This window comes from Pseudomonas sp. Pse79 (genome assembly GCF_024519615.1).
GTDB lineage: Bacteria > Pseudomonadota > Gammaproteobacteria > Pseudomonadales > Pseudomonadaceae > Aquipseudomonas > Aquipseudomonas veronii.
On sequence record NZ_JALJRR010000006.1, the window covers coordinates 181762 to 204358 of the forward strand.

Annotated in this window: 17 protein-coding genes and 1 riboswitch; of the genes, 12 read left to right on the top strand and 5 right to left on the bottom strand. The window is 61.7% G+C overall.

All coding sequences use genetic code 11. The annotated features are described in order from the left end of the window. The first annotated feature begins 6 nt into the window (after positions 1-6). The 7 genes from NR164_RS10510 (at position 7) to NR164_RS10540 (ending at position 12833) form a co-directional block, all read left to right on the top strand. A complete protein-coding gene (locus NR164_RS10510) occupies positions 7-597 on the top strand; it encodes a tRNA-uridine aminocarboxypropyltransferase (RefSeq protein WP_108524715.1) in 591 nt (196 codons plus the stop codon). 71 nt (positions 598-668) lie between these two features. Next, on the top strand, positions 669-6536 hold the full coding sequence (locus NR164_RS10515; protein WP_256822728.1) for a protein phosphatase 1 regulatory subunit 42: 5868 nt from the start codon (positions 669-671) through the stop codon (positions 6534-6536). Positions 6537-6642: 106 nt separating this feature from the next. Beyond that, entirely contained in the window at positions 6643-7545 is a 903-nt protein-coding gene (gene cysM, locus NR164_RS10520) for a cysteine synthase CysM (protein ID WP_017845306.1), read from the top strand. After that, positions 7545-8897, top strand: coding sequence for a 23S rRNA (uracil(1939)-C(5))-methyltransferase RlmD (gene rlmD / locus NR164_RS10525; RefSeq protein WP_046382479.1), 1353 nt, complete (start codon positions 7545-7547; stop codon positions 8895-8897). Before cysM ends, rlmD begins: the two co-directional genes overlap by 1 nt. Before the next feature lie 134 nt (positions 8898-9031). Next, positions 9032-11275, top strand: a complete 2244-nt coding sequence (gene relA, locus NR164_RS10530) for a GTP diphosphokinase (protein ID WP_017845308.1) — start codon at positions 9032-9034, stop codon at positions 11273-11275. A gap of 153 nt (positions 11276-11428) precedes the next feature. Then, a complete protein-coding gene (mazG, locus tag NR164_RS10535) occupies positions 11429-12262 on the top strand; it encodes a nucleoside triphosphate pyrophosphohydrolase (RefSeq protein ID WP_017845309.1) in 834 nt (277 codons plus the stop codon). 25 nt (positions 12263-12287) lie between these two features. Continuing rightward, on the top strand, positions 12288-12833 hold the full coding sequence (locus tag NR164_RS10540; protein WP_017845310.1) for a DUF2058 domain-containing protein: 546 nt from the start codon (positions 12288-12290) through the stop codon (positions 12831-12833). A 91-nt stretch (positions 12834-12924) separates the two neighbouring features. On the opposite strand, the gene NR164_RS10545 is transcribed toward NR164_RS10540, so the two are convergent. The 4 genes from NR164_RS10545 to purM all read right to left on the bottom strand — a co-directional run bounded on the left by NR164_RS10545 (position 12925) and on the right by purM (position 15823). Next, entirely contained in the window at positions 12925-13113 is a 189-nt protein-coding gene (locus NR164_RS10545; RefSeq protein ID WP_017845315.1) for a hypothetical protein, read from the bottom strand. 279 nt (positions 13114-13392) lie between these two features. Further along, complete coding sequence (locus NR164_RS10550; RefSeq protein ID WP_256822729.1) at positions 13393-14106, bottom strand: DUF3108 domain-containing protein; 714 nt, start codon at positions 14104-14106, stop codon at positions 13393-13395. An 8-nt stretch (positions 14107-14114) separates the two neighbouring features. Continuing rightward, the gene (gene purN / locus NR164_RS10555; protein ID WP_017845317.1) at positions 14115-14765 is read right to left on the bottom strand and encodes a phosphoribosylglycinamide formyltransferase; all 651 of its coding nucleotides are present in this window, start codon (positions 14763-14765) and stop codon (positions 14115-14117) included. Next, the gene (purM, locus tag NR164_RS10560; protein ID WP_017845318.1) at positions 14765-15823 is read right to left on the bottom strand and encodes a phosphoribosylformylglycinamidine cyclo-ligase; all 1059 of its coding nucleotides are present in this window, start codon (positions 15821-15823) and stop codon (positions 14765-14767) included. Before purM ends, purN begins: the two co-directional genes overlap by 1 nt. Before the next feature lie 355 nt (positions 15824-16178). On the opposite strand from purM, the gene NR164_RS10565 reads away from it, so the two are divergent. From NR164_RS10565 to NR164_RS10585, 5 genes are all read left to right on the top strand, one after another. Beyond that, entirely contained in the window at positions 16179-17219 is a 1041-nt protein-coding gene (locus NR164_RS10565; protein ID WP_128192295.1) for a DUF2066 domain-containing protein, read from the top strand. Positions 17220-17262: 43 nt separating this feature from the next. Further along, complete coding sequence (locus NR164_RS10570) at positions 17263-18336, top strand: AI-2E family transporter (protein WP_046382482.1); 1074 nt, start codon at positions 17263-17265, stop codon at positions 18334-18336. Between the two features lie 203 nt (positions 18337-18539). Continuing rightward, the gene (hda, locus tag NR164_RS10575) at positions 18540-19244 is read left to right on the top strand and encodes a DnaA regulatory inactivator Hda (protein WP_017845321.1); all 705 of its coding nucleotides are present in this window, start codon (positions 18540-18542) and stop codon (positions 19242-19244) included. A 213-nt stretch (positions 19245-19457) separates the two neighbouring features. Then, complete coding sequence (locus NR164_RS10580) at positions 19458-20087, top strand: C40 family peptidase (protein WP_046382483.1); 630 nt, start codon at positions 19458-19460, stop codon at positions 20085-20087. Between the two features lie 144 nt (positions 20088-20231). Beyond that, complete coding sequence (locus NR164_RS10585; RefSeq protein ID WP_017845323.1) at positions 20232-20768, top strand: C40 family peptidase; 537 nt, start codon at positions 20232-20234, stop codon at positions 20766-20768. 133 nt (positions 20769-20901) lie between these two features. Here the strand turns inward: NR164_RS10585 and NR164_RS10590 are convergent, their stop codons facing one another. Then, positions 20902-22215, bottom strand: a complete 1314-nt coding sequence (locus NR164_RS10590) for a sorbosone dehydrogenase family protein (protein ID WP_256822730.1) — start codon at positions 22213-22215, stop codon at positions 20902-20904. Between the two features lie 99 nt (positions 22216-22314). Further along, a riboswitch (cobalamin riboswitch) is annotated at positions 22315-22559 on the top strand. Positions 22560-22597 lie beyond the last annotated feature (38 nt).

Below are 22597 nucleotides of genomic sequence, written 5' to 3' on the forward strand. Positions count from 1 at the left end.
AAAACCATGTCCAGACCCCAGTGTTCCCGTTGCCTGCGGCCCGCCACCCATTGCCTGTGCGCGCTGATCCCCAGCCTCGACAGCCGCACCCGCGTGTTGCTGCTGCAGCACCCGAGCGAGGTCAACCATGCGCTCAATACCGCGCGGTTGGCGGCGTTGGGCTTGAACAATGCGCAGTTGGTGGTGGGCGAGGTATTCGACGATCTGCCGAGCTTGCTGAACCCGCCCGGCTATCAGGCGCGCCTGTTGTTTCCGGCAGACGATGCCCAGCCGCTGCAGGCTTATGGGCCGAGTGACGAGCCGTTGTTGCTGGTGGTCCCCGACGGCACCTGGCGCAAGGCGCGCAAGCTGTTGCACCTCAACCCGCTGCTGGCGGCGCTGCCCAGGGTGACGCTGGCCGCGGGCGCCGTCTCGCGCTACCGGCTGCGCAAGGCGCCGGGCCCCGGAGCCTTGTCGACGGTGGAGGCGATTGTGCAGGCGTTGCAGGTGTTGGAGGCGCCCACTTCTTTCGAGCCGTTACTCAAACCCTTCGATGCGTTGATCGAGGGCCAGATTGCGGCGATGGGACCGGCGGTTTTCGACAAGAACCACGGCTGATCCATGGCGCTACATAGCTACCTGAGACGCTGACGGCGAGGCGATAGGCTGAGCTTTTCAGGAGCAGAGCCATGAGCGAGCCGATTACCCCCACACCGCAGGACACGCTGAGCGCTTTTATCGCGCAGCAGCGCGCACCCTTGATGGCCGGCCTGGAGTGGTCAGTCCTGCAAGCCCTGGATGGCTTGAGAGCTGAGTTCGACGGCCTTCTCGGCGGGCTCGATCTTGCCGAAAAACGTGAGTACGTGCGCCTGCAAAGGGCCTGGATCGATGCCCAGCACACCATGGAGCAGGGCATCCGCCAACTCACCGAAGCGTTCGAGCTACATGCCCTGGAGTCGTTGCGCAGCGCGTTGATAACCCTGACCGGCCAGTACATCGACCCCAAGGTGGCGAAGATCAATACCCGCTACCTCAAGCACTCCGGTCGCGTCCGGCGCGAATTGAAAGGCGATGAGATCAAGATCTCTAGCGTGACCTTATGGGACGCCGCCTGTATGAACTATGACGGCCTGACCGGCTGGAGCTACCCCGGCCGCACCGGCCTGGCCGATGCCAGTTACCTCGACAGGAACATCAACGCGACCGCCGGCGAATTCATTGCGCTGGTGCGCCGGCTCGATCTCGGCGGGCAACTGCGTCGCCGTCTCGACCAGGCGCTGCAGGCCAACGCCTCGCTGGGCAGCAGCATCATGCGGTTGGCGAATGCCGAGTTTGAGTTCGCCCTCATCGAGGCCTTGAGAAACACCGAAGCCAGCCGCGTCGACCGGGACAAATACCAGCAGGTGAAACGTGCGCTGGCGGGAGAAGCGCGCTGGGAGCGCGTAGAGGAAATGCTGCTTTTCGTGCCCCATGGGACGGACAACATCAGTTGGTTGCCACAATCGATCGGCTTGGTCGGGCATTACGCCGGCCAGCCTCCCGGCGACAGCTTGAGCATTCCCCACATCGTTTTTTCCGTCAGCGGTTGCAAGGGGGCTTTCAGTTTTATCCCGAATCGCCCCGGCGGGTCGCTGCGTCATCATGCCAGCCATCGGCAAGCCTGCGAGGTGTTTCATGCGGAGTTTCATGCGGCCTACCGCGCGGGGCGGGTCGATTGGCTGTATCAGATCATGTGGCTGCGTGACTGTGCGCGGCTCAAGCAAATCGGTAAAACCGCGCAGCCGCGTCGCGACCTTGAGGGGTTGGAAAAACTGGTCGACTGGCTGGCCCGTGTCATTCCGAGCGTCAACATCGTCGATAAAGTCGGCTATGTGCGCAACGTCGTGCAAAAGTCCCCGGCGCTGAGCCTGAACGATTTCTATCGCGAGCGCAGTCGTGCCAATCTGCAGGAATTGGCGCACCAGACGCCCGGTTTCATGCCCACCATGATCGAGCTGTTCCAGACCCTGATCGGGGAAATCCTCGATGTGCTGCTGATCCCGGTGCCGGGGGCGTTAAAAGGGTTGGGGCGGGTGAGGGCGTTTGCGATGTTCATAGCGATGGAGCAAGCGTTGGTCGAAGGGGGGCGGCAGGCGCTGCTCGGCGAGCCTGCCGAATTGCTCCAGGGGTTTGCCGACCTTGCCGATTTACTGATCAGTGGTCGATTGCATACGCGTTTGGGGCGCAGCGTGCTGCGTCGCCATCAGCACTTGTATCAACGCTTGTCCCAGCGCTACAGCGCCGTGCCTGAACACCGGCATCTGTCGAGCCCGCAGGTGCTCGAAAGAATGCTCGGCAGCCAGGACGTATTGCCACGGCAAATCGAGATTTTACTCGAAACGAGCGCGACCTCGGCAGAGACCTTGAACCAGGTATGGGAGGGCGCGCCAGCGTCGGCGTCTTTGGTCGACGCCGTGCATCGGTTGCGCGCCGACCGGCTGATCGATTGGCTGGCCGCAGACGCTGACCCCAGCCGCCCCGCACCCGTCGACGCGCTGGACGTCATGGCGCCGCTGCTTACTCAGTTGGAGGGTTGGCCGGCGGGAATGTCGTTGAGCATTGAAGACCATCAGGGCCTGGAGGTGCGTCGCTACAATAAGGAGGCAACGCGTGCGACAACGGCAGTGGTTACGCTGACCGCGCTGGAAAATCATGAGTTCGCCTATGCCACGCCGCGCCGCTTCACCGCCCATGTGGCACAGGCCATTGTGGCGTTGGTGCCGACGCTTGTTTCGGGTGACGCGCAGTTGCTTCGCCAGCAATTGGCGACGAAAGCCAAGGCCTTGAGGAACGATCTGTTTGACGCGCTCACGCGGTTTGCCGACACCTGCCGTGCTGACGCGGTGGGTGCCAGTGCATCGGTACTCAAATTGTTGCCCGAGCGCGTCAGCCCCGACCAGCCCGTACCGGCGGTGATTACCCAACTACGGGCCTTGCACCCCGAACTGAGCATGGCGCGGTTGCTCGAGGTGTTGCGCGAACACCCGTTATCGGAGCATCAGCAAACCCAGCTGCTGCAGTCGCAACTGCAACCCGAGGCGCTTTATGACGCATTGCGCGCCGCACGCCTGGTGACGCGCCGCGAAGCCATCGTCGATGGGCTTTTTCATCCGCGCCGATTCGACCGGCAAACCCAGGATTGGGCCGCGCATTTCGCCCACAGCGTGCTGCGCGACGGCAGCGCCCAGGCGTTGCTCGTCAGCCCGGCCACGCAAGCGCTGCCCTATGTTTCGCAGGGGGCGCAGGACCGCAGCGTGGTGGTCATTGATCAGGGCCAAGGGCGATTTTCGCCGTATTACCACCGTGAGTCGCGCACCGGCGCCATGCTGAGTGGTGCCAACGGTTTCTATCTGGCGATCATGCGCCAGCTGTCCGACGATGACCGGCGTCTACTCGGCTTGAGCGCGGAGCACAGCGTTGCCGACTTTCGGCGTCAGGTCGCTCGCGCCCTGTTGCGCCATCGTGCGCCGGATGGCGCGTTTTATCCCGACCGGCGCGAGATCGCGCACTACGTCAGTCATGTCGATACCGCCCGTATCGCCGCAGAGCCTGATGCCCTTGGCCTTTACCACTTGGGGGCGGAGCGCTACCTGTGGCTGGACGATGCTTATTTCAAGGTGGCGGAGCAGCCATGGCGCCTATTGCACCCGTCCCTGAACGATGCGTATGCCCCGCTGTTGAGCCACAACGGTGCCGGCGCCTGGCGGCACGAATGGGAAAACCCGCTGACGTGGGACGGCGCCAAGGCGTTCCAGCGCCTGGGGCCGTTTACCCGTGCAGTGCCGGCGGATGCCATCGAGCAGATTCAGCAGATCAGCGGGGTGACAGCGGACGTCCTGCGCCGGATACATCTGCGCAATGAGCGCGCGCCGGCAATCGTGGTGGAGACCGTCGAGCGCTTCATGCGGCATCAACGGATCAACACCGGCGTGGATACGGGGCGGGATTTTTTCGACAGGCTGCTCGGCGAGGTCGGTGCCGACAGCGCCGAGACGTTGGTGGGGCAGGCGGCCACCCGCGCCGAGCAGGTCGCGGTGCTCGAGGCCGAGGTCGCGCGCAACCGGCCCCACATGGAGCGCCTGTTTTTCAAGGCGCTGGGCCAAAAACAGCAGCCATCGGGCGATCCATTGGCGCAGGTGCTGCAGCGCGATTTTCCCAGTTTGACGGCGGCACTCGCCGAAGAACTGGTGCGCGACGTCACCGCGCAGGAGCGCCTCAGCCTGCAGGCCGGCCGCATCCCCTTGAGCCTGATGTCGGCCGCGCGTTGGCGGGTGAGCGTCGCGCGCAAGATCAGGGCGCTGGAGGGATTGTATCTGCCGGCTGCAGCGAGTGAAGACACCTCGAGACTGATCCTGCATACATTGCCGGACATCGACGGATGGCCGAACCACCTGCGGGTCGAGGTGTGGGAGCGCGGTCGCCTGATCGATAGCATCGGCCCGGTCGACGGCGCGCTCAGACGGATACTGGAACCGGTCGACGTGGATTATCAGGCCTACATTCTTCAAGCGAACGGTGAACGGCAACCGACCGGGCGTCCCGGGGCGTTCCTGGCGGTGCTGTTGGACGCATTACCGTCGATTGAACGTGAAGCGCTGCACTACACCCACGATGCGCTACGCCGGGAGATCGAACAGCGTTCGCAACGCGCCCTCAGCCTGTTCGACCCACAGCGACGCCCCTGGTACGTCCCGCCACGGCGCCTGGCGGATGGGCGCATGGGTTACCCGTTGAGCGGCGGTGATCATTGGGGGCCGGTGGACCGTGAACACGTCGCCAAGCTGCGACAGCTGTTTCCGGCGAAAACCGATGAGCAGGCCTTCGCGCTGCTCCAGGGCCTGAGTGATTCCGTCCGAGAGCGGGAAAGCGCGATCAACTTCATGTTCAGAGAGCGCGCCGTCTTGAATGCCAACCTTGAACGATGGTGCCGACAGGGTAAGCCCGAGGACTTGCCCGCACAACGTGAGGCGGCTGCGCGCATTCAGCGCTGCTGGGCTAAAGAAGACTCCGTTCGCGGGGTACCGTATGAACTCATCCTGGATGACTTGGCATTAAATGATTTGCCGCCGCTGGGCGCCTATTTCGGTCATGTAAAACTGTTGAGCCTGAAAAACAATCGGCTGGAAACCATTCCAACCAGTTTTTTCAGGTGTTTTCCGCAGCTTCGCTGGGTGTTTTTCAACGGTAATCATCTGCAGCGCCTTCCCGTCGGGTTGGCACAGCTGGGCTATTTATCGCTGCTCAACCTCTCGAATAATCGGCTCAAGCTTCAACTGGGGGACGTACTACTGCTCGCTGAAATGACCAGCCTGGTGACACTGGATTTATCGGTAAACCCACTGAGACTGGGGCAGCGCTTGAAGCTGCATGGGTTGACGAAGTTGCGCGTGCTTAACCTGCGCAATACGCAAATTGAAAGCCTGCCCCTTGGCGCCGCCATCTTGCGATCACTGGAGGTCTTTGATTTGCGTGACAATCGAATATCGATCTTGACCAGCCTCGATTTGTTCATTTACCCGAATGTTCATCGAGCGATGAATTTGCAAGGCAACCCGCTTTCACAGGGCTCCCTGCAAATGATGCGCCGCTACCGTGAGTGGCCGGGGCAGGCGGATATCGATTTTGGCCTGGGCGCCCAGCCCGCAGCGGCATCCACACGCCCCGACACATGGTTGGCGGTGCTGCCTTTCGCTGAGGTTCCCCACTACCAGGCACTTTGGGCGCAACTGCAGCAACGCCCGATGTCTGATCGTTTTTTTGAGTTGCTGGCATGTATCGCGGCCTATCCGTCGCTCATCGCCACCGGCTTTCGGGCGCTGCGAGAAGACCTGACGCGCCGCGTGTGGCAGTTGATCGAGAGTGCAACCCATAACGAGCAACTGGCCGTGATCCTGTTTCAGCACCGCTTCGAGCTCAATCGCGGGGTGGATGGCTGGCTGTTATCACTCAATGCGCTGGAGCTTGAGTTCCTGCCGATCGAACTGCTCGCCCGCGACACGGACGGTGATGCGGCGCCACTCTTGAATTACTTTCGAGCCCTGAAACGGTTGCAGGCCATCGATGAGATGGTGTTGCGTTTCGACCGCCATCAAACGTGGGATGTGGTGAGCAGCATGATCCTTGCCAGCCGCATTGCGTTGGCGCACAGCCTGGATTTACCCCTTGGATTCGAAGAGCGTTTGGCCAGGACACTGGGCGGTCCCAATGCGAACTCAATCACCAGGATGCACGGAATGATCGTGGCCGCCGAAGCTCAGTTCGACTGGCCGGCTTTATTGGTGCAAGCAGAATATTGGCGGCAGTTTCTGGCGCGTAAATACCGATCGCGGTTCGACGCGCGCCTTGGGCAATACGATCGAGAAATGGAGCGTGCGCAGGCGCAAGTCGAAAGTGCGGAGATGAGCGAAGGCGCGTACCTGCTGCTGGTGCGTAAGGTGCAAGCCTTGAGGGCGCACGACGAGGAGCAATTGATTGAGCAACTGACGCGCGAGGAATGGACCCGCTTCGTGACCGGCTGATTGCGTGCTTATGCCTTTAAGCCATAAGCACCGCACTTTGCGTGATATGGCGCGCCAGGCTTTCCCGGTATGATGTTCGCCCCGCAGTCTGGATTGCGAATACGCCATGACCTTGCAGTACCCTACAATCGCCGATTGCGTCGGCAACACGCCCCTGGTCCGCTTGCAACGCATGGCGGGTGAAACCAGCAATACCCTGTTGCTCAAGCTCGAAGGGAACAACCCGGCCGGTTCCGTCAAGGACCGTCCGGCGCTGTCGATGATCACGCGCGCCGAGCTGCGCGGGCAGATCAAGCCGGGCGACACCCTGATCGAAGCCACCTCCGGTAACACCGGGATTGCCCTGGCCATGGCCGCGGCGATCAAGGGTTACAAGATGGTGCTGATCATGCCCGACAATGGCAGCGCCGAGCGCAAGGCCGCGATGACCGCCTACGGTGCCGAATTGGTCCTGGTCAGCCAGGAAGAAGGCATGGAAGGCGCCCGCGACCTCGCCGAGCGCATGGCCGCCGAAGGCCGTGGCCAGGTGCTGGACCAGTTCGCCAACGGCGACAATCCCGAGGCGCACTACACCACCACCGGCCCGGAAATCTGGCGCCAGACCCAGGGCACGATTACCCATTTCGTCAGCTCCATGGGCACCACCGGCACCATCATGGGCAACTCGCGCTACCTCAAGGAGCAGAACCCGGCGATCCAGATCGTCGGCCTGCAACCGATGGAAGGCGCGTCGATCCCCGGGATTCGCCGCTGGCCCGAAGAGTATTTGCCGAAGATCTACAACGCCACGCGCGTGGATCGCATCATCGACATGGCCCAGCGTGAAGCCGAAGACACCACGCGCCGCCTGGCCCGTGAAGAAGGCATCTTCTGCGGTGTGTCCTCCGGCGGCGCCGTGGCCGGCATGTTGCGATTGTCCAAGGAAGTGGAAAACGCGGTGATCGTCGCGATCATCTGTGACCGTGGCGACCGTTACTTGTCGACCGGCATTTTCGACGAACCCAACTGATGGCCAAGCACGAGAGAGGCCTGCGCTTCCAGCCGACGGGCGGCAGCCGTACCCCACAGATTCCGGTGGGCAAGAAGCAACGCCTGACCATCGAGCGCCTGGCCAATGACGGCCGTGGCATCGTGTTCTTTGAAGGCCGCACCTGGTTCGTCAACGGTGCGCTGGCCGGTGAAGAGGTCGAAGCGCGGGTATTGGGCGCCCACGGCAAAGTGGTCGAGGCGCGCACCGAGCGTGTGTTCAAGCCCAGCGAACTACGGCGCCCGGCGCCGTGCGCGCACTTCGGTCGTTGCGGCGGTTGCAGCGTGCAGCACCTGCCCCATGCTGAACAACTTGCCCTGAAACAGCGCATGCTCGCCGAGCAACTGTCGCGTGTGGCAGGGGTCGAACCGCAGGCGTGGGCGGCACCGTTGAGTGGCCCGGAGCTGGGCTATCGGCGTCGCGCCCGCGTGGCGGTGCGCTGGGACGCCAAGGCCAAGACCCTGGAAGTGGGCTTTCGCGCCGTGGCCAGCCAGGACATCGTCGCCATCGACGATTGCCCGGTGCTGGTACAGGCCTTGCAACCGATCATGCAGCGCTTGCCCAACATGCTGCGGCGCTTGAGCAAACCGCAGGCATTGGGGCATGTGGAGCTGTTCAGCGGGTCGTCCATCGCCGTATTGCTGCGCCATATGGCGCCGTTGTCCGACGCCGATCTGCTGATCCTCAAAGAATTCTGCGCCTTCCATGAGGCCCAGTTGTGGCTGCATGGCGAGGGCCAGCCGGAGCCGGTCGAGCCTGACCAGGCCCTGGGTTATCGGTTGGAACCGTGGGCTCTGGAGCTGGCGTATCGGCCGGGCGATTTTGTCCAGGTCAACGCCGGGGTCAACGCGGCGATGGTGGCCCAGGCCCTCGAATGGCTGGCGCCGCAAGCCGATGAGCGCGTGCTGGACCTGTTTTGCGGGCTGGGCAACTTCGCCCTGCCACTTGCGCGCCAGGTGCGCGAAGTGGTCGCGGTGGAAGGCGTGCAGGCCATGGTCGAGCGTGCGGCGCTGAATGCCGTCAGCAATAATTTGCATAATGTGCAGTTTTTTCAGGCCGATTTGTCCCAGTCGTTGACTGACGCGGAATGGGCCAAACAGGGCTTTTCTGCGGTACTCTTGGACCCACCTCGCGACGGTGCCCTGGAGGTTGTGCGCAAGCTCGCCAGCCTGGGGGCCAAGCGCCTGGTGTACGTGTCCTGCAATCCGGCGACGCTGGCGCGGGACACGGTTGAGTTGGTCAAGCAGGGTTACCGGCTAAAACGTGCCGGGATCCTCGACATGTTTCCGCAAACCGCGCATGTCGAGGCGATGGCGTTATTTGAGGCGGGCTAGGATGCCCGTTTAATCCGACTGGCCTGCATTCTCCTGGGCCGTGACCTGCCAGGGAGTGTGTGAGCTTTAGTGATAAAGCAGGTCAGCGATGATTTTTGGCGCATCGAAGGTGCGTCGTAGGGAAGGTAAGCAAGATGGTACAGGTGAGAGCACACCAGCCGATCAACACCGACGGCAGTATCAATCTCGAGGCATGGCTGGATCATGCCATCAGTGTCGACCCGGCACTGGACCGTGAAGCCTTGAAAGCAGCCTGCGAGTTCGCTCGTGAGTCTGAACAGCAAGACAATGCGGCCAAGAACCTGTGGGCCGAAGGCACTTCGAGCTTTCGCACCGGCTTGGAAATCGCTGAGATCCTCGCCGATCTCAAGCTCGACCAGGATTCGCTGATCGCTGCCGTGCTCTATCGCGGCGTGCGTGAAGGGCATATCCCGTTGGCCACCGTGGGCCAGCGCTTCGGCTCCGTGGTGGCCAAGCTGATCGACGGCGTGCTGCGCATGGCCGCCATCAGCGCCAGCCTCAGCCCGCGCCAGTCCATGGTGCTGGGCACCCAGGGCCAGGTGGAAAACCTGCGCAAGATGCTGGTGGCGATGGTCGACGACGTGCGCGTCGCCTTGATCAAGCTGGCCGAACGCACCTGCGCGATCCGTGCGGTGAAAACCGCCGACGACGAAAAGCGCAACCGCGTGGCCCGCGAAGTCTTCGACATCTACGCACCGCTGGCGCACCGCCTGGGTATCGGTCATATCAAATGGGAGCTGGAGGACTTGTCCTTCCGCTACCTCGAACCCGACCAATACAAACAGATCGCCACGCTGCTGCATGAGCGCCGGCTCGACCGCGAGCGTTTCATCACCGACGTGATGGGCCAGCTGCGCGCCGAGTTGCAGGCTACCGGCGTCGACGCCGACATCAGCGGCCGCGCCAAGCACATCTATTCGATCTGGCGCAAAATGCAGCGCAAGGGCCTGGCCTTCAGCCAGATCTACGACGTGCGCGCCGTGCGCGTGCTGGTGCCGGAAATGCGCGACTGCTACACCGCGCTCGGTATCGTCCACACCCTGTGGCGGCACATCCCCAAGGAGTTCGACGACTACATCGCCAACCCCAAGGAAAACGGCTATCGCTCGCTGCACACTGCAGTGATCGGCCCCGAGGGCAAGGTGCTGGAAGTGCAGATCCGCACCCACGCCATGCACGAAGAGGCGGAGCTGGGGGTGTGCGCGCACTGGCGCTACAAGGGCACCGACGTCAAGGCCGGGTCCAACCAGTACGAAGAGAAGATCTCCTGGCTGCGCCAAGTGCTGGAGTGGCACGAAGAACTCGGCGACATCGGCGGCCTGGCCGAACAGCTGCGGGTGGATATCGAGCCGGACCGGGTCTACATCTTCACCCCCGACGGCCACGCCATCGACCTGCCGAAGGGCGCCACGCCGCTGGACTTCGCCTACCGCGTGCACACCGAGATCGGCCACAACTGCCGGGGCGCCAAGATCAACGGGCGCATCGTGCCGCTCAACTACAGCCTGCAGACCGGCGAGCAGGTCGAGATCATCACCAGCAAGCACGGTACGCCGAGCCGCGACTGGCTGAACCCGAACCTGGGTTACATCACCACCTCGCGGGCGCGGGCGAAGATCGTCCACTGGTTCAAGCTGCAGGCGCGCGACCAGAACGTCGCCGCCGGCAAAAGCCTGCTCGAACGCGAACTGGCGCGCCTGGGCCTGCCTCAGGTGGACTTCGACAAGCTGGCCGAAAAGGCCAACATGAAGATCGCCGAAGACATGTTCGCCGCCCTCGGTGCCGGCGACCTGCGCCTGGCGCAACTGGTCAACCTGGCCCAGCAACTGGTGGAGCCGGAACGCGGCAACGAACAGCTGGAACTGATCCCGCGCAAAGCCACCGGCTACAAGCCCGGCAAGCGTGGCGATATCCAGATCCAGGGCGTCGGCAACCTGATGACGCAAATGGCCGGTTGCTGCCAGCCGCTGCCGGGCGACGCCATCGTCGGCTACATCACCCAGGGCCGTGGCGTGAGCATTCACCGCCAGGACTGCGCCTCGGTGCTGCAACTGGGCGGGCGCGAGCCGGAGCGGATCATCCAGGTCAGCTGGGGCCCGGTGCCGGTGCTCACCTATCCGGTGGACATCATCATCCGTGCCTACGACCGTTCCGGTCTGCTGCGCGACGTGTCGCAAGTGCTGCTCAACGAGCGGATCAACGTGCTGGCCGTCAACACCCGCTCGAACAAGGAGGACAACACCGCGTTGATGTCCCTGACCATCGAGATTCCGGGGCTGGACGCGTTGGGGCGGTTGCTGGGGCGGATTTCCCAGTTGCCGAACATCATCGAGACGCGGCGCAACCGTACCCCATGAGCATCTGGATGAATGCAGGCTGAAATGTGGGAGGGGGCTTGCCCCCGAAAGCGGAGTGTCAGGTACCAGATTTTTGGTTGATCCACCACAATCGGGGGCAAGCCCCCTCCCACAGTTGATCGGCGGTGTTCATACCTGATCGGAAATAGAAAGATGTATTCACTTGAAGACCTGCTGCACCTGATGAATCGCCTGCGCGACCCGCAATACGGGTGCCCGTGGGACATCAAGCAAACCTACGCGAGCATCGTCCCGCACACCCTGGAAGAGGCCTACGAAGTCGCCGACGCCATCGAGCGCGGCGACTTCGATCACCTGCAAGGCGAGTTGGGCGACCTGTTGTTCCAGGTGGTGTATTACAGCCAGCTGGCACAGGAAGAAGGGCGCTTCGAGTTCGCCGGGGTGATCGACAGCATCACCCGCAAGCTGATTCGACGTCATCCCCATGTGTTCCCCACCGGCGATCTGTACGCGCCGCTGGATATCCCGCAGTTGAGCGAAGAGCAGGTCAAGACGCGTTGGGAGCAGATCAAGGCCGAGGAGCGCGCGGAAAAGTCCGACGCCCCCGAGCAACTGTCCCTGCTCGACGATGTGCCCACCGCCTTGCCGTCGCTGTCCCGTGCCGCCAAATTGCAGAAGCGCGCCAGCCAGGTCGGTTTCGACTGGCCCGCTGCGTTGCCGGTGGTGGATAACGTGCGCGAAGAGCTGGATGAAGTGCTCGAAGCCATGGCCGATAACGATGCAGTGGCCATCGCCGATGAAGTCGGTGACCTGCTGTTTGCCGCGGTCAACCTGGCCCGTCACCTCAAGGTCGACCCGGAAACCGCCTTGCGCGGTGCCAATGCCAAATTCGAGCGACGTTTCCGATTTATCGAACAGGCATTGCGCGATACGCGTCAATCCATGGAAGATTGCACCCTCGAAGAGTTGGACGCCCTGTGGGGCGAAGCCAAACGCCAGGAAAAGAACGTGTCCAGCTGCGGTTGAGCAGTTGCCTAAGTGAGTAAGCACCATGAGCCTTTCCCTTCGCGACCAGTTGCTCAAAGCAGGTCTGGTCAACCAAAAGCAGGCCAAGCAGGTCGGCAAAGAGAAACAGAAACATCAACGTCTGGTCCACAAAGGCCAGGCCGAGGCCGATGACACCCAGGCACGCCTGGCCCAGGAAGCCATGGCCGAGAAGGTCAAGCGCGACCAGGAGCTGAACCGCCAGCAGCAGGAGAAAGCCGAGGCCAAGGCCCGCACGGCCCAGGTCAAGCAACTGATCGAGACCTCGCGCCTGCCCAAGCTGACCACCGAGGACTACTACAACTTCGTGGATGACAAGAAGGTCAAGCGCCTGTCGGTCAACACGCTGATGCGCAACAAGCTGAGCAACGGCTCCCTGGCGATCGTGCATCACGCCGGCGGTTACGAGGTGATCCCGCGCGAAGCGGCGCTGAAGATCCAGGAGCGCGCACCGGAGCGTATCGTCCAGCTCAATATCCTCACCGAAAGCCAGGTGCCGGATGAGGATGATCCTTACGCCGCCTACCAGATCCCGGATGATCTGATGTGGTAAGGCTGTAAAACAACAAACCCCGCTCACCGGCGGGGTTTTTGTTTTCAGGCAACCAGGCTGCGTGGGCCTGGCGCCTGAGTCTGGCAAATAGTCAGGAGCTTTGTGCCTGGCGTTTCATCTCAAGGGTTTCGAGCTCGTTTTTATAGTTATGAGCGTCGCTCTCGTTATGAAACATGCCGACCAGCAGGTCTTGTTGGTGTACGTCCCAGATGTGAATCCCATGGCCCAATGCTTCGTGGGACATATGTTCGTCGTCGCGCTCAGTCACTTTTACAGTCATCTGCTTGCTCCAATCTCTGGTTGATCTGCGGCAAGTCGTCGCAGGCATTTGTTATATGTTTTGTTAGCTTGCTAAGTAAACCGATTTTTCCTGCAACAGTCCTTTACAGAAATAGCAACAATTGTGCAGGCCGCGTAAACCGCGACATTGCGCCACAGGCGGCTGGGTTTTATGAAAAAAGCTTCATGATTGCGTCAGGCAATAACGGCCTTGCCTGAATATTCCAGGCGAAAAAAAGCCCCGCATTGCGCGAGGCTGTTTTCCAACGTATCAGTTCAATCAGCTGCCTTTGACAGGCCGACCGTCAACCGTGCCGTCTTGCAGCATGATGTTGTATTCCTTGCCGTCGGTTTCCACCTGACGCAGGGCAACCAGGATGCCGCCCCAGTCCTTGGCAAACCACATCTGGGTGATGCGCTTGCTTTGGGTCGGGTCACGCACGCGCTCGACCTTGATCGCGTCGATGGAGCCGGCTTTGGTCTGGACCTTTTCCGGGCCGATCACGCGAAAGTCGTAGGTGTCGACGTCGGTGCCTTCAACCACGTTGTAGCTCATGCTCTTCTTGCCGGCCGCGACATCGCGCTGCAGCGCCAACTGGTAGGTCGACTTGTCGAGCATGCCGCTTTGCAGGGCAACGTTGACCGGGTCTTTGTTTTCAAAGCCGGTGACTTTCTTGGCGGTCTGGTCGAAGTCCAGGTTGATCCTTTTCGCCTTGCCCAGGCCGCCGCGTTCGAAGGTGTAGCTCTTCGGCTGCAGGGCGTCCTTGTCGAATTGGATTACGCTGGTTTCGGTGAGGCTGGCAATCATCATGGAAGCCTTGAAGTTCAAGGTCCAGGTGCCATCGCCATTGTGGGTCAGGCTGCGCTCGGCCGAACCGCTCATGGGCAACTGTTTCCAGTCGGCGGTGTAGCTGGCGGAGAAAGGATGTAAATCTGCTGCTTGCACCGCAGGCAAGGCGAACAGCGCAAAAGCGAAGAGCAAGGCGCGACGCATAAAATCTCCTAGGTTCGAATCAAGTGGCCGCTGGCCGCGAGTAACTGACCGTCCAATAATGCACCCTGTTTACCAAGAATCAACCGCCCCTCGGCAAACCAGCGAACAGCCAGCGGGTAAATCCTGTGTTCCTGCGTATGAACCCGTTGCGCAAGCGTCTGCGCCGAGTCGTCAGACTCTACCGGAACCACTGCCTGTACGACCAGAGGCCCGCCGTCGAGTTCCTCGGTGACAAAATGCACGCTGCAGCCATGCTCGCTGTCGCCCGCGTCGAGGGCGCGCTGATGGGTGTGCATGCCTTTGTACTTGGGCAGCAGGGAAGGGTGGATATTCAACAGCCGCCCAGCGTAGTGCCGCACGAAATCAGCGCTGAGGATACGCATGAAGCCGGCCAGTACCACGAGTTTGGGGTTGAAGGCGTCGATCAGTTCGACCAGGGCGCTGTCGAAGGCCTCGCGACCTTCGAAAGCCTTGTGATCCAGGGTGCGCGTGGCAATGCCTGCCTCCCTGGCGCGTTGCAGGCCATAGGCGTCGCTGCGGTTGGAGATCACCGCAGCGATGCGCGCCGGGCTGTCGCCGGTGCGCGTGCTGTCGATCAGGGCCTGCAAGTTACTGCCGGTGCCGGAGAGCAGCACCACGACATCACAGGTTGCAGACATCAGTGCGCCTTAAGGTTCTTCAGTTCAACCTGAGCCGCGCCTTCGGCGGCAGCGGCGATCTGGCCGATGACCCAAGGCTGTTCGCCGGCTTCGCGCAGCACGTTCAACGCGCTTTCCACGTGCTCTTGCGCCACGCAGATCACCATGCCCACGCCGCAGTTCAGCACGCGGTGCATTTCGGTTTCGTTGACGTTGCCTTTCTCTTGCAGCCAGTCGAATACCGCAGGACGCTGCCAGCTGGCCACGTCGACAATCGCCTGGGCGCCTTTGGGCAGGACGCGCGGGATGTTGTCCAGCAGGCCGCCGCCGGTGATGTGGGCCATGGCTTTGACCGCGCCGGTGTCCTTGATCAGCTTGAGCAGTGGCTTGACGTAGATGCGTGTCGGCGCCATCAGCAGGTCGGTCAGTGGCTTGCCGTCGAGCTGGATGTTCTCGATGTCGGCGCCGGACACTTCGATGATCTTGCGGATCAGCGAGTAGCCGTTGGAGTGCGGGCCAGACGACGGCAGGGCGAGCAGGGCGTCGCCGGCAGCCACTTTGGAGCCGTCGATGATCTCGGCTTTTTCGACCACGCCGACGCAGAAGCCGGCCAGGTCGTAGTCTTCGCCTTCGTACATGCCTGGCATTTCAGCGGTTTCGCCGCCGACCAGGGAGCAACCCGACAATTCGCAGCCAGCACCGATGCCGGTGACCACTTGGGTCGCGGTTTCGACGTTGAGCTTGCCGGTGGCGTAGTAGTCCAGGAAGAACAACGGCTCGGCGCCGCACACCACCAGGTCGTTGACGCACATGGCGACCAGGTCGATGCCGATGCTGTCGTGTTTGTTCAGGTTCAGGGCCAGGCGCAGTTTGGTGCCCACGCCGTCGGTGCCGGAAACCAGCACGGGCTGTTTGTAGCCGGCCGGGATTTCACAGAGGGCGCCAAAACCGCCCAGGCCACCCATGACTTCGGGGCGCGCAGTGCGCTTGGCGACGCTCTTGATGCGTTCGACCAATGCTTCACCGGCGTCGATGTCTACACCGGCGTCCTTGTAGCTCAGGGAGGGTTGCTTGCTCATGATCCAGGCCTTTAGGGGGGATTCAGGGGTAACGACCGATTGGGCAAGGGCTCTTGTGAAAAGGCCCAGCCATTGACGGTCTGCGAAGGCGCGCGATTTTATCAGGCTTGAGGGTCAGCGGCCATCCTCGGGCCGACGGGCAGAGCCACATAGATAAAAAAGCCGGTTAAAAAAATGCTAATCGGGTCTGCCCAGCTCCGTATTAAGGTATAGCCTTGAACCCGCTATCGTTATGACAGTAGGAAAACTTACCGAGACCCCGTGAATGTTTTACCGATCGCTGTGGTCACAGCCTTGGCAAACCGAGATCACGCGGTCTGTTCCAGCCGCTAATTTTGTCGTTCGGGAATCTTCCATGCGTCTGTGTAATGTGTTTTTTGTAGGCTGCTTGTCGTTGGTCAGCCTGGCGAGTCATGCCGAAACCCTCAATGGCCTTTATCAAGTACTGGAGCCGGTCAGCAGCCAGTCACCGCAAGAACGCGACCAGGCGACCCAGCGCGCCGTACAGACCCTGGTGATCCGCCTCACTGGCGACGCCAAGGCCGCCGAAGGCCCCGGCCTGGCGGCGGTGCGCAAGGACCCGCAACAAATCATCACGCAATACGGCTACGACGCCGGCCCGCCGGAAAGCCTGCAAGTGGATTTCGACCCCGTCAGCACCGATCGCGCCTTGCGTGAGGCCGGCCTGTCGATCTGGGGCAGCAATCGGCCGTCGATCCTGGGTTGGTGGCTGAATGACTCCACCGACGGCAGCAACCTGGTCGGGGATGGCCAGGCCGTCGCGCAGGCGCTGCGCCGTGCGGCGCAACATCGCGGCTTGCCGCTGCGCCTGCCGTTGGGGGATTTGGATGAACAGGTGGTCGCCACCGCGCCCAACCTCGAAAGCGCGGATGCCACGCCGTTGCGTGCAGCCTCGGAACGCTACGGCGCCGATGCGATGCTCGCAGTGCATGCGCGCCAGGAAGGCAGCCAATGGCAGGCCAAATGGCGCCTGTGGTTGGGAGACAAGAGCGAGCAGGGCACCGCGCAAGGCGCCGACACCGCCGCCGTGGCCGATGCCGTGATGCTGGCGGTCAGCCAGAAACTGGCGCCGCGCTTTGTGGTCAAGCCGGGCGCGAGCACCGAGCAATTGCTCGAAGTGCAGGGCATGACCCTGGAGCGCTACGCTGCGTTGGGCCACTTGCTCGAGCCGTTTGGCGGCCAGCCGCAGCGCGTGGATGGCAATCGTATTGTGTATCGCGTCAATGGCAGCGCCGATCAGTTGCGTACTCAACTGAGCCTGGCCAGGTTGCAGGAGATTCCCGCGGGTGAAGCACTGGCTGCGCAACCGCCAGTGGACGGCACGCAGCCGGTCGCCGCCCCTGAGCCGCAGGCGCAACTGCGTTTTCGCTGGTAAATGTTCTGCTTTATATAGCAGCCGATAAAAGATGGAGTGGTGTATGGCGGATACGCGTCGTTGGGTGTGGCTTGGCGGGATCGCCCTGCTGTGCGTTTTTGTGTTCTTGCTGCATTCGATCCTGACGCCGTTCCTGGTCGCGCTGTTGCTCGCCTATCTGTTCGATCCCGTGGTGGATCGCCTGGAGAAAGCCGGCCTGTCGCGGACTTTGGGGGTGGTCACGGTGTTTGCGCTGTTTACGCTGATCATCACGGCGTTGGTGTTGGTGCTGGTGCCGATGCTGGCCAAGCAGTTGTTCCGTCTGTATGAACTGGCGCCGCAGATGCTCGACTGGCTGCAGCACACGGCGATGCCGTGGGCCCAGGCCAAGCTGGGGCTGGCGGATGGCTTCTGGAAGTTCGACAAGGTCAAGGCTGCGATCAGCGAGCATATGGGCCAGACCACCGACATCGTCGGCGTGGTTCTCAGCCAGGCCACGGCATCCAGCCTGGCGCTGATCGGCTGGCTGACCAATCTGGTGTTGATCCCGGTGGTGGCGTTCTACCTGTTGCGGGACTGGGACATCATGATGGCCAAGATCCGCAGCCTGCTGCCGCGTGACCGTGAAGCGCGCATCGTGTCCCTGGCCGGGGAGTGTCATGAGGTCTTGGGGGCGTTCGTGCGTGGCCAACTGCTGGTGATGCTGGCCCTGGGGATTATCTATGCCGCCGGCTTGATGGCGATCGGCCTGGAGCTGGGCCTGTTGATCGGCTTGATTGCCGGTCTGGCCGCGATCGTGCCATACATGGGCTTTGTGATCGGTATCGGTGCGGCGCTGGTGGCCGGGCTGTTCCAGTTTGGCGGTGACCTGTACCCGATGCTCGGGATTGTCGCGGTGTTCATGGTCGGCCAGGCCCTCGAAGGCATGGTGCTGACCCCGTTGCTGGTGGGTGATCGCATCGGCCTGCACCCGGTCGCGGTGATCTTTGCGATCCTGGCTGGCGGTGAGTTGTTCGGCTTCACCGGCATCCTGCTCGCGCTGCCGGTGGCGGCGGTGATCATGGTGCTGGTGCGTCATGTCCACGATCTGTACAAGGATTCGGATATGTACGGGGGCGTTGAAGACCCCGATTTGTAATCGCAGCGTCACAAAGCCGGCCCAGGCCGGGTTTGTTGTTTCTGGCGCTGTGGCGTCAAACAATTTGCGTAAATCCAACAAGTTAACGCAAACCTTTGATTTTGCTTATGGTCTGCTGCATTGTGCGCCCGGCGTCACGGGTATAAACTTTGCAAACTTTTCACAGAGGCCACTAACGGTTCGATCGGAGCCGTTCAGTCAGCATGAAACCGATTCAGCTGCCCTTAGGTGTGCGTCTGCGTGACGACGCCACCTTTATCAATTACTACCCAGGCGCCAACGCCGCAGCACTCGGCTATGTCGAGCGGCTCTGCGAAGCCGACGCCGGGTGGACTGAAAGCCTGATCTACCTGTGGGGCAAGCAAGGCGTGGGGCGCACCCACCTGTTGCAGGCCGCGTGCCTGCGCTTCGAGCAGATGGGCGAACCGGCGGTTTACCTGCCGTTGGCGGAGTTGATGGACCGCGGGATCGGGATTTTCGACAACCTCGAACAATACGAACTGGTGTGCCTGGACGATCTGCAGGCCGTCGCCGGCAAGGCGGATTGGGAAGAGGCGCTGTTTCATCTGTTCAACCGCCTGCGCGACAGCGGGCGCCGCCTGTTGATCGCGGCTTCGACCTCGCCCCGTGAGTTGCCGGTCAAGCTGGCCGACCTCAAGTCGCGCCTGACCCTGGCGCTGATCTTCCAGATGCGTCCGCTGTCCGACGAGGACAAATTGCGTGCCCTGCAATTGCGTGCATCCCGTCGCGGCCTGCACCTCACCGACGAGGTCGGGCACTTTATCCTCACCCGCGGCACCCGCAGCATGAGCGCATTGTTCGATTTGCTCGAGCAGCTCGATCAGGCCTCTTTGCAGGCCCAGCGCAAGCTGACGATTCCCTTCCTCAAGGAAACCCTCGGCTGGTAGCCAGCCCTTGTGTTTCGGGGGCTTCGGCAAATTTCAGGCGCCAGGAAACCTGCGTTTTGGTCGGCTTGACCACGCAAAACACGCGCAAAGGGTATTAAGGGCTTAGATGTCATAACGCAAACAGTAAGTCACATGGATCACGATTGAATTTGCAAATCGATGTGATAGAAGGCATAGTCTCGACTTCTTTACACATCAGCCACGGTCGTGCCCATGCTAAATCGCTTCGCACCCCTCGTGCCTCTCGCACTTGTCGCTCTGTTGTTTGGTTGCGCCTCCCACCCTCAACAAGTGGCCGAGCAGCACAATCAACAGTATAAAAATCAGGCAAAATTCGTTGCTGCGCAGTCTTCCACTGTTTATGAGGAAGAGCTGGCAACCGAAAAAGAACTGGCCGCCTTCGCTGGCAACAAGCCTTATCAGCTTCCCGTTCTGGCCGACAGCATCCTCGAACGCGGCATGTCCCTGATCGGGACCCGTTACCGTTTCGGCGGTACCTCTGAAGCCGGTTTTGATTGCAGCGGTTTTATCGGTTACCTGTTTCGCGAAGAAGCTGGCATGAACCTGCCACGCTCCACCCGCGAAATGATCAACGTGAATGCACCGTTGGTCGCGCGTAACAACCTCAAGCCTGGGGATCTGCTTTTCTTCAGTACCAGTGGCCGCGGTCGCGTCAGTCACGCCGGTATCTACCTGGGCGATAACCAGTTTATCCACTCCAGCAGCCGCCGCAGCGGTGGTGTTCGAGTCGACAGCCTGGGCGACAGCTACTGGAGCAAAACCTTCATCGAAGCCAAGCGCGCACTCGCCATGGCCCCGACGACGATTACCGCTAGCAAGTAAAGTTAAAGTGATACTTGAAGTTTGACGTGTAAGCGCTAGAATCTCTGGACATTGTTGTAATCCGTTCGCGCAAGCCATGCTTGCGCGTTCTGGTTTTCAGCGTTCGGCAGCGAAAGCCGCATCCAGACCAGGATTGTTCTGCACATGTCGACCTCGGCCCGCCTGATTCTTATTGTTTGCGCCGCGCTGCTCAGCGCCTGCGCAAGCCGCCCGCAGCCTGCGCCCGTAGCGGCCAAGCCTAAACCAGTGTTCAACTATTCCAGCCAGAGTTCGCCGGTCGCTGAAGACGTGCTGTTCCGCGCACTGGGCCTGGTCGGTACGCCTTATCGTTGGGGCGGCAATACGCCGGACTCCGGTTTCGATTGCAGCGGGTTGATCGGGTTTGTCTACCGTGATGCTGCGGGCATCTCCCTGCCGCGCACCACGCGCGAACTGATCGTGATGCGCGCCCAGGACGTCAGCGCACAGAACCTGCAAACCGGTGACCTGCTGTTCTTCGCCACGGGTGGCGGCTCGCAGGTCAGCCACGCCGGGATCTATGTCGGCGAAGGGCGCTTTGTGCATGCGCCGCAGACCGGCGGTACGGTGAAGCTGGACACCTTGTCCAAAGCCTACTGGCAGAACGCCTACCTGAGCGCCAAGCGCGTGTTGCCGGCTGAGCACTTGGCCCGCAACCCCTAAACCAAAGCAGGATCCAAATGTGGGAGGGAGCTTGCTCCCGATGAGGGCGTGTCAGTCCATGCATTCAGTGACTGACCCACCGCTATCGTGGGCAAGTCGAATCGTCGCACCGCCCCTCCCACATTTGTAATAGTTACTTAGCCGCAGAAACCCGCCACACCTTATTCCCCACATCGTCCGCCACCAGCAAGTCGCCCTGCTTGTCGATGACCACGCCAACCGGTCGTCCCATGGCTTGTTCTTCGCTGTTGAGGAACCCGGTCAGCACGTCCACTGGCGGCCCCTTCGGTTTGCCGCCCTCGAACGGTACGAAGATCACCTTGTAGCCGCTGTGCGGCTTGCGGTTCCACGAGCCGTGCTGGCCGATAAACGCGCCGTTGATAAAGGGCGCCGGGAGTTTGCTGCCCTCGGCGAAGGTCAGGCCCAGCGAGGCGGTATGTGGGCCTACGGCGTAGTCCGGCGCAATGGCTTTGGCCACCAGGTCCGGGTTCTGCGGTGTGACGCGTACATCCACATGCTGCCCGTAATAGCTGAAGGGCCAGCCATAAAAGGCGCCATCCTGGACCGAGGTGATGTAGTCCGGCACCAGGTCGCTGCCGATCTCGTCGCGCTCGTTCACTGCCGTCCACAGCTTGCCGCTCTGCGGTTCCCAGGCCATGCCGTTCGGGTTGCGCAGGCCGGAGGCGAAGATACGGTGCTGGCCGCTGGCGCGGTCGACTTCCCAGATCGCCGCGCGGCCTTGTTCCGCTTCCAGGCCGTTCTCGGCGACGTTGCTGTTGGAACCGACGCTCACATACAACTTGCTGCCGTCCTTGCTGGCCACCACGTTTTTCGTCCAGTGATGGTTGATGCTGCCCGCTGGCAGGTCGATGACCTTGCTGCCGGCGGCCTTGATCGCGGTTTCGCCGGTCTGATAGGGAAAGCGCAACAGCTTGTCCGAATCGGCCACGTATAGGTCATTGCCCACCAGCGTCATGCCGAAGGGCGAGTTGAGGTTTTCCAGGAACACGGTGCGGGTCTCCGCGACCCCGTCATGGTCGGCATCGCGCAGCAGGGTGATGCGGTTCGGGCTCGGCACACCGGCGCCGGCGCGGCCCATTACTTTTTGCATCACCCAACCCCGCAGGCCTTTGGCGTCGTCCGGCTTGGGCGGCGCGTTGGTTTCCGCCACCAGCACATCGCCATTGGGCAGTACATACAGCCAGCGTGGGTGGTCCAGGCCTTCGGCGAACGCCACCACCTGGGTGCCGGCGGCGGCCGTGGGCTGGGTGCCCGCCGGCCAGCCGATGGCCGGGGCGATGTTCACGGTGGGGATCAGGGTCTTGTTCGGCTCCGGCAGCTGTGGTGAAGGCCCGGTGCCATCGGACACCTTCAGGGTCGAGCTTTCCCCGCAGGCGGCGAGGGTGCCCGCGAGCATGATCAGTAAGGCGAGTCTTGTTTTATGCATGGTTTTCTCCTGGATGCCTGTAAGGGTAGAGGCGCCCGATGCGGCGATGGTTCAAGTGCAGGGCCAGCTTTAATTGACGCTCCACCCCCAACCCACTAACCTTCGCCGCTTGTTCCAGGTGCTCTGTGACCCACGGGTCGACTGAGTGAAACAGGGAAGCCGGTGAGTGAGCGCACTTGTACACAGTGCTGCCGCGATTCCGGCGCTGCCCCCGCAACGGTAAATGAGTCAAGACGGTGCTGTTTGCCACTGTATCGCCCGCGATATGGGAAGGCGCGCCGTCGGCGTGCGCTCTAGCGCGCCACTCATGAGCCCGGAGACCGGCCTGGATCATCCAACAGCATCACGGTGGGCGATGCTTGGCTGTCTGTTGTTGTTTTTT